Here is a 7,501-nt window from a genome sequence, read left to right as displayed (position 1 = left end):
GATCCGGCCTGACCGCGGACGACCTGCAGGCGTGCCTCGGGCAACTCTCCGGCGCGGGCGGGCAGCTGCCCGGCGGCACGGGGCAGGGCGCAGGGCAGGGGATGATGACCGGGACCGCGTTCATGGGCGCCATGTCCGGCGGCACGGTGACGGCGTACGCGGTGAGCGGCGGCGCTCGCGGCCAGGCGCTCGCCGCCGCGCCGCTCGGCGCGTCGGGCGCGTTCAGCGTCGGCCTGGGCGCGTACTCGGGGCCGGTGATGCTCGAGGTGGCCGGCGCGACCTTCGAGGACGAGGCCACCGGGACGTCGATGCCGATGGCGTCCGGCGACGTGCTCACCGCGTGCATCCCGTCGGTGGCATCGGGCGCGACCACCTCGGGCGTGCAGGTGACGCCGCTCACCACCATGGCCCAGGCGATGGCGCAGGGCATGCCGGGCGGCATGACGGCGGCGACCGCGGCGGCCGCCAACGCCGGGATCGGCAGCTACTTCATGGCGGGCGACGTCCTCGGGACGATGCCGATGGATCCGTCGGTCGCGGGGTCGGGGACCGGCGCGACCCAGGACCAGCGCGACCACGGGATGGCCATCGCCGCCATGTCCGAGTACGCGCGGAGCGTCGGGATGACCGGCTCCTCGTCGGCGATGGTGACGGCCATGGCCGAGGACGCGAGCGACGGCGTGATGAACGGGATGATGGGCGGCACCGGCATCTCGATGGGCGGCATGGGCGGCGGCATGATGGGCGGCGGCCCGGGCATGATGTCCGCGACCGCGGGCACCACCGGGCTCTCCGGTGCCATGACCGCGTTCGCCGGCTCCGCCATGAACCGGTCGGGCGTGACGCTCGCGAGCGTCCAGGCGCTGGTGAACCAGCTCGCCGGCTCCACCGGCGCGATCCCCTGAGCGGCCCGGCAAGTCCGCTCGCCCTTCGACGGGCTCAGGGCGAGCGGAGCCGCGGTGGCCGCGCTACGGCGCGGGCGCCAGGTGATAGAGCATCACGTACACGACGACGCCCGTCACCGACACGTACATCCAGACCGGCAGCGCCGCGCGCGCGATGCGGCGGTGATCCGGGAAGCGGGCGCGGAACGCCAGGAACAGCGTCCGGAGCACGAGCGGCGCGGCCAGGGCGGCGAGCAGGGTGTGCGACCCGAGCACGGCCAGGTAGGCCGCGCGGAGCGCGCCGCCGCCGGGGAAGCGGTGCGTGCCGGTCAGCGCGATGCGCGTGAAGTAGCCGACCAGGAACAGCACCGAGCTGCCGCAGGCGGCGAGCATGAGCGCGCGGTGGACGTCGCGGGCGCCGCGGCGGATCGCCACGAAGCCGGCGAGGAGCAGCGCGGCGCTGGTGCCGTTCAGCACGGCGTTCACGGTGGGGAGGATCTCGGCGAGGGTCATGCGCGCGGGGCCCGGCGGGTGGAGAGGACGGCGGCGGCGAGGGCGATCGCCGCGAACGCGGCCAGCACGGCCAGATCGCGCGCGGCGGAGCCGGGCAGCGCGCCCGGGGCGTCGGGCCCGGCCAGGGCGCGGCGCGCGGCCGAGACCGCGTAGGACACAGGGTTCCAGCGCATCGCGGCGGCGAACCCGGGCCGGTCGGCCGGCACCGGGAACATCGCGCCGGAGATCACCCACAGCGGCACGAGCAGCGTCATCTGCACCGCGTGGTAGCCCTGCACGTTGTCGATGAACCAGGCCACCGCGAAGCCGAGGGCCGCGAGCCCCACCGCGGCGAGCGCCAGCGCCGCCACCAGGAGCGGCCAGTCGATGGCGCCGTACGGGAAGCCCGCCGCGGGCGCGAGGAGCAGGAACAGCGCCGCCTGGCTGAGCGCCACGGAGGCGGAGCCGAGCGTCTTGCCCGCCACCAGCGACGCGCGCGAGCCGGGCCCGGCCAGCACGCCCTGCAGGAAGCCGCGGTGCCGGTCCTCGATGACCGAGAGCGTGGTGAAGATCGACGCGAACAGCACCACCATCAGGACCACGCCCGGGAAGAAGTAGGCGAGGTAGCCGGTGCCGCTGCCGGCCATGCGGAACGTGCCGGACATGCCGGAGCCGATGACGAACCAGAAGATCAGCGGCTGGCCCAGGGCGCCGGCGAGCCGGGACGGCTGACGGAAGAAGCGGACCAGGTCGCGGCGCCACAGCACCAGCGCGGTGGCGACGTCGTAGGCGAGGGCCGGGCCGGGCGCCGGCAGCGGTGCGGCGGGGGCGGCGCCGGCGGGCGGCGCGGCGCGGGGGGCGGGTTCGGCGCGGGCCGGGCTCACGCGGCCACCTCCGCGGCGTCCTCGAGCGACGCGCCGGTGAGCGCCAGGTAGGCGTCGGCGAGCGTGGGGCGCCGCAGCGAGACGGCGCGCAGCCGCCCGGCCGGGAACGCCTCGACGATCCGCGGCACCAGCGTGTGCCCGGCCTCGCGCTCGACGTGGACCGCGCCGTCGCGCACGCGCGCGGGGAGGCCCAGCCGCGCGCGGATCTCCGCGGCGAGCGCGTCCGGCGCGTCCGCCTCGACCACCACCACGTCGCCCGGCACCCGCGCGCGCAGCGCCTCCGGCGACTCGCACGCGACCACCGCGCCGCCGGAGAGCACCGCCAGCCGGTCGCAGCGCTCGGCCTCGTCGGGCCGGTGGGTGGTGAGCACCACGGTGAGCCCCTGGTCGCGCCGGAGCGCCAGGACCTCGTCCCAGAACGCCTGGAACGCGCCGGCGTCGAGCCCGGTGGTGGGCTCGTCCATCACCAGCAGCGCCGGCCGGTGCACCAGCGCGCGGGCCAGCTCGACGCGCCGGCGCATGCCGCCGGAGAAGCGGTCCACCGGCTCGCGGGCGCGATCGGCCAGGCCCGCGCCGGCGAGCAGCGCGGCGATCCGGCGGCGGGCCTCGGCCCGAGGGACGCGGTGCATGGCGGCGGCGAGGCGCAGGTTCTCCTCGGCGGAGAGCTTCCCGTCGAGGCCGGGCGACTGGAACACGATGCCGGAGGCGGCCCGGAGCGCGCGGGCGCCGGCGGGGATCTCGCGGCCGTCCAGCCAGAAGCGACCGGCCGCCGGCGGCAGCAGGCCGGCCAGGATCGAGAACAGCGTGGACTTGCCCGCGCCGTTCGGCCCGAGCAGCCCGAACACCTCGCCGGCGCGGACCTCCAGCGAGACGCCTCGCAGCACCTCGCGCGCGCCGTGGTGGAACGCGACGTCCTTCAGCGCGAGGCGCGCGGGAGCAGCGGCCGGCATGGCGGCGGGGGCGGGCACGTCAGCGCGAGAGGAAGAGGGCCACGAACAGGACGGTCAGGTGGACGAGGGTCCCGAGGAAGAACGTGCGCGCCCAGCGCCCGCCCTCGCGGCCGATGCCGGAGATGGCGTAGGCGGAGAGCGCGAGCCCCAGCACCGCGGCGGTGATCGCGTAGCCGGTGCCGGCGAGGCCCAGCGGCACGAGCGCCAGCGAGGCGGGCAGGAGCAGGATCGTGGTCAGCGCCATCCAGAGCCGGGTGGCGCGCTCGCCGTGCACCGAGGCGAACATGCGCAGCCCGCCGCGCTGGTAGTCCTCGCGGAGGTACAGCGAGATGGCGAGGAAGTGCGGGAGCTGCCACGCGAACAGCAGCCCGAACAGCGCCAGGCCGCCGGCGTCCACGCCGCCGGTCACCGACGTCCAGCCCATGAGCGGCGGGATGGCCCCCGGCACCGCGCCCACGAACAGCGCCGTCGCCGACCGCTGCTTCATGGGCGTGTACACGAGCACGTAGGTCAGGAGCGCGACCAGCGCGAGCAGGGCGGTGAGCCCGTTGGCGGCGAGCGACAGGATCGGGATCGCGAACGCGGGCGCGGCGATGCCCAGCCCGAGCGCCACGAACGGATCGACGCGGCCGGCGGGAAGCGGGCGGTCGCGGGTCCGCCGCATGCGCGCGTCGATGTCGCGCTCGAGGTAGCAGTTGAGCGCGTTGGCGGCGCCGACCACCACCGCGGTGGCGAGGACGGTCAGCACGGCGCGGGCCGTGCCGATGTGGCCGGGCGCGAGCCACATGCCCCCGGCGCAGGTGATCATCACCAGCCCCGAGAGCCGCGGCTTCGAGAGGAGGAGGAGGTCCTTGAGGTAGGCGAGCGGCTGCGGAGCGGTGCGGGCCTGCGCGGTGGCGACGGTCACCGCGAGCACTTAGTCAGGGCTCGGCAGGGGGTCAACGTCGCGTTAGGGGCCTCGCCCGGGTGCCGGGCGCGGCGCGCGCGGATCCAGGGCCCGGACGGGCGACGCGCGCCGTGAATTGACGAACCGTGAATCCGGCCGCACGCCCGCGCAGGGGCGCGGCGGCGGCTCAGGGCTCGTCGTCCTCGGCGGCCTCGTCCACGTCGTCCGCGTCGTCCTCGAGGTCCTCGGTGTCGACCTCGACCTCGTCGGCTTCGGGCTCGACCGGGCGGGCGGCCGCCCGCGCCCTGCGCTCGGGCGCCGGCGGCTTCAGGGCCGGGCTCTCGCGCTGGTCCGCCCCGCACTTCGGGCAGACCGGGACCGGCTTCTTCATGTCGTAGAACTTGGTGCCGCACTTGAAGCAGCTGTGCTTGGTCCCGAGGTCCTTGGCAGGCATGTTTCCTCGTCCTGGGCGGAGAGACCGGGCCTTTATCCCAACGAAAGCGGCGGCGTCAAACGGAAATGGCGCCGCACCGCTCGACCGCCGGGGCGGGGCCGCGCTAGAACCCCGCCATGCAGCAGATCCACCGGCTGGAGCGGAAGCTCCTGCGCGCGACGGCAGAGGCCATCCGCGACTTCGATCTCGTCTCCCAGGGCGACCGGATCATGGTCGCCGTCTCCGGGGGCAAGGACAGCTACACCCTGCTCCACCTGCTCATGCGGCTGCGCGAGCGGGCCCCCATCGACTTCGACCTGGTCGCGGTGAACCTCGACCAGGGGCAGCCCGGCTTCCCGGCGCAGGTGGTGGAGGATCACCTCCGGTCGCTGGGCGTCCCGTACCGCATGCTGCAGCGCGACACCTACTCGGTGGTGCGCCGGCTCGTGCCGGAGGGGAAGACCACCTGCCCGGTCTGCTCGCGCCTGCGGCGCGGCGTCCTCTACAACGCCGCCGTGGAGATGGGCTGCACCAAGATCGCGCTCGGGCACCATCGCGACGACCTCGTCGAGACGCTGCTCCTCTCGGCGCTCTACTCCGGGGCGCTGAAGAGCATGCCGCCCAAGCTCCGCTCGCGCGACGGCCGGAACGTGGTCATCCGGCCGCTCTGCTACGCGGCGGAGGAGGACGTCGCCGCGTTCGCCGAGGCGATGCGCTTCCCCATCGTCCCCTGCGACCTGTGCGGCTCCCAGCCCAACCTGCGCCGCAAGCGCGTGAAGCGCCTGCTGGCGGAGCTGTCCGCCGAGCACCCGGCGGTGAAGGGCAACCTGCTCCACGCGCTCGGGCACGTGGTGCCCTCGCACCTGCTCGACCGCGACCTCCACCGCCAGCTCGCCGACGCGACCGGCCGCGATCCCTGGCTCGACGCCGAGGACGAGGAGGCGGAGGACTGCGGCGAGCCCGCCGGCGACGGCGTGGTGTCGCTGGGCGGCGCGCGCGGCGAGCGGTAGCATCCGCGCATGCGCTCCGTTCCCGCCGAGGCGATCCGCACCCCGCGCGACCTCGCGCCGTACCTCGACCACACCGTGCTCGCGCCCGGCGCGACGCTCGACGACGTGCGCCGCGCCTGCGCCGAGGCCCGCGCGCACCGGTTCGCCGGGGTGTGCGTGCGCGCGGACGCGGTGGCGGAGGTCCGGCGCGCGCTGGAGGGCAGCGGCGTGCTGGCGATCGCGGTGGTGGACTTCCCGCGCGGCGAGGCGAGCACCGAGGCGCGGGTGGCGGAGGCGCGCGAGGCGGCGCGGCGCGGCGCGGAGGAGCTGGACCTCGTCGTCCGGCTGCCGGCGCTGCTCGCCGGCCGGCACGAGGAGGTGCTCGACGACCTGCGCGCGGTGATCGGGGCGGTGGCGGTGCCGGTGAAGGTCATCCTCGAGACCTCGCGCCTCACCCGCGACCAGAAGGTCGTGGCGGCGGCGCTCGCCCGCTGCGCCGGCGCCGCCTACGTGAAGACCTCCACCGGGTTCGCCGGGGGCGGCGCCACGGTGGAGGACGTGGCCCTGCTGCGCTCGGTGGTGGGCGAGCAGGTCGGCGTCAAGGCGTCCGGCGGGATCCGCACCGCGGAGGCGGCCCGGGCCATGCTCGCGGCCGGGGCGAGCCGCATCGGCGCCTCCGCCTCGGTGGCGCTCGTGTCCGGCGCCTTCCCGTGACCGCGCCGGGCGGCGCCCCCGCGGTTAGGATCCGGGCATGAACCGCCGCCGCCTCGTCATCCTGGTCGCCGACAGCGCCGGCTGCGGCGCGCTCCCCGACGCCGCCGCCTACGGCGACGAGGGGTCCGACACGCTCGGCAACACCAGCCGCGCCGTGGGCGGCCTCTCGCTGCCGGTGCTGGGCCGGATGGGCCTCGGCCACCTGACCGCCATCCAGGGCGTGCCGCCCGACCCCGCGCCCGCCGCGTTCCACGGGCGCATGGCGGAGCGCTCGGAGGGCAAGGACACCACCACCGGCCACTGGGAGATGATGGGCGTGGTGCTGCGCGAGGGGCTGCGCACGTTCCCGCGCGGCTTCCCGCCGGAGATCCTCGAGGCGTTCGTCCGGGAGACCGGCGCGCCGGGCGTCCTCGGGAACACCGTCGCGAGCGGCACGGTGATCATCCAGGAGCTGGGCGAGGAGCACCAGCGCACCGGGAAGCCCATCGTCTACACCTCGGCCGACTCCGTGTTCCAGGTGGCGGCCCACACCGACACGGTGCCCCTCGAGACGCTGTACGCCTGGTGCCGGACGGCGCGGCGCATCCTCGATCCGTGGCGCGTGGCGCGGGTGATCGCGCGGCCGTTCGTGGGGACGCCGGGGGAGTACGCGCGCACGTACGACCGCAAGGACTTCTCCATGCCGCCGCCGGCGCCGACCGTGCTGGAGCGGCTGGTCGAGGCGGGCGTGCCGGTGGTCGGGGTCGGGAAGATCCCCGACATCTTCGACCGGCGCGGCATCACCGAGGAGATCCACACGGCCGGCAACGCCGACGGCCTGGCCCGCACCGCGGCGCTCCTCGACCGGGTGGACCGCGGGCTCGTCTTCGTGAACCTGGTGGACTTCGACATGCTCTACGGTCACCGCAACGATCCGGCCGGTTACGCGCGGGCGCTGGAGGAGCTGGACCGCGGGCTGCCGGCCATCCTCGACCGCCTCGGGCCGGGCGAGCTCCTGGCGCTCACCGCCGACCACGGCTGCGATCCGACCACCCCGTCCACCGATCACTCGCGCGAGTACGTGCCGCTGCTCGTGCACGCGCCCGGGCGCGGCGGCGGCGACCTCGGCACGCGCGCCACCTTCGCCGACCTCGGGGCCACGGTGGCGGAGTACTTCGGCGTCCGCGCCGAGGTGGGCACGAGCTTCCTCCCCGAGGTGACGCGGTGAGCGAGGCGGGGGTGGCGGGCGCGGCGGGGGCCGGGCGCGGCGCGCCGCACGCGGCCGCGGTG

8 protein-coding genes and 1 pseudogene are annotated in these 7,501 nt (G+C 75.8%); 4 read left to right on the top strand and 5 right to left on the bottom strand.

The features are described from left to right. A pseudogene (locus PSR1_RS20150) lies at positions 1-905 on the top strand (hypothetical protein); the annotation flags it as partial. A 63-nt stretch (positions 906-968) separates the two neighbouring features. Here PSR1_RS20150 and PSR1_RS20145 read toward each other — a convergent pair. The 5 genes from PSR1_RS20145 to PSR1_RS20125 form a co-directional block, all read right to left on the bottom strand. Beyond that, positions 969-1,397, bottom strand: coding sequence for a DUF420 domain-containing protein (locus PSR1_RS20145; protein ID WP_059439190.1), 429 nt, complete (start codon positions 1,395-1,397; stop codon positions 969-971). Further along, positions 1,394-2,260 (bottom strand): ABC transporter permease, encoded by an 867-nt coding sequence (locus PSR1_RS20140; protein WP_059439189.1) that lies wholly within the window; start codon positions 2,258-2,260, stop codon positions 1,394-1,396. Before PSR1_RS20140 ends, PSR1_RS20145 begins: the two co-directional genes overlap by 4 nt. Continuing rightward, positions 2,257-3,228: an ABC transporter ATP-binding protein gene (locus tag PSR1_RS20135; protein WP_237758168.1), complete on the bottom strand. Its 972-nt coding sequence runs from the start codon at positions 3,226-3,228 to the stop codon at positions 2,257-2,259. Before PSR1_RS20135 ends, PSR1_RS20140 begins: the two co-directional genes overlap by 4 nt. Position 3,229: 1 nt before the next feature. Then, positions 3,230-4,117 (bottom strand): heme o synthase, encoded by an 888-nt coding sequence (cyoE, locus tag PSR1_RS20130; protein WP_193388393.1) that lies wholly within the window; start codon positions 4,115-4,117, stop codon positions 3,230-3,232. Positions 4,118-4,283: 166 nt separating this feature from the next. Continuing rightward, a complete protein-coding gene (locus PSR1_RS20125) occupies positions 4,284-4,550 on the bottom strand; it encodes a TIGR02300 family protein (protein WP_059439186.1) in 267 nt (88 codons plus the stop codon). Between the two features lie 116 nt (positions 4,551-4,666). On the opposite strand from PSR1_RS20125, the gene ttcA reads away from it, so the two are divergent. Genes ttcA through PSR1_RS20110 form a run of 3 tightly spaced genes read left to right on the top strand, consistent with a single transcriptional unit; the run spans position 4,667 to position 7,439 of the window. Continuing rightward, positions 4,667-5,539, top strand: a complete 873-nt coding sequence (ttcA, locus tag PSR1_RS23930; RefSeq protein ID WP_059439185.1) for a tRNA 2-thiocytidine(32) synthetase TtcA — start codon at positions 4,667-4,669, stop codon at positions 5,537-5,539. A gap of 9 nt (positions 5,540-5,548) precedes the next feature. Then, positions 5,549-6,232 carry a deoxyribose-phosphate aldolase gene (gene deoC, locus PSR1_RS23925; RefSeq protein WP_059439184.1) on the top strand — a complete coding sequence of 228 codons (684 nt, stop codon included), beginning with the start codon at positions 5,549-5,551 and terminating at the stop codon, positions 6,230-6,232. A gap of 37 nt (positions 6,233-6,269) precedes the next feature. Beyond that, positions 6,270-7,439 carry a phosphopentomutase gene (locus tag PSR1_RS20110; protein ID WP_059439183.1) on the top strand — a complete coding sequence of 390 codons (1,170 nt, stop codon included), beginning with the start codon at positions 6,270-6,272 and terminating at the stop codon, positions 7,437-7,439. Positions 7,440-7,501: the final 62 nt, after the last annotated feature.

The organism is Anaeromyxobacter sp. PSR-1 (assembly GCF_000964525.1).
Classification (GTDB): Bacteria; Myxococcota; Myxococcia; order Myxococcales; family Anaeromyxobacteraceae; genus Anaeromyxobacter.
The sequence above is the reverse complement of the archived record's forward strand: the minus strand, read 5'-3'. Positions and strand labels throughout refer to the sequence as shown.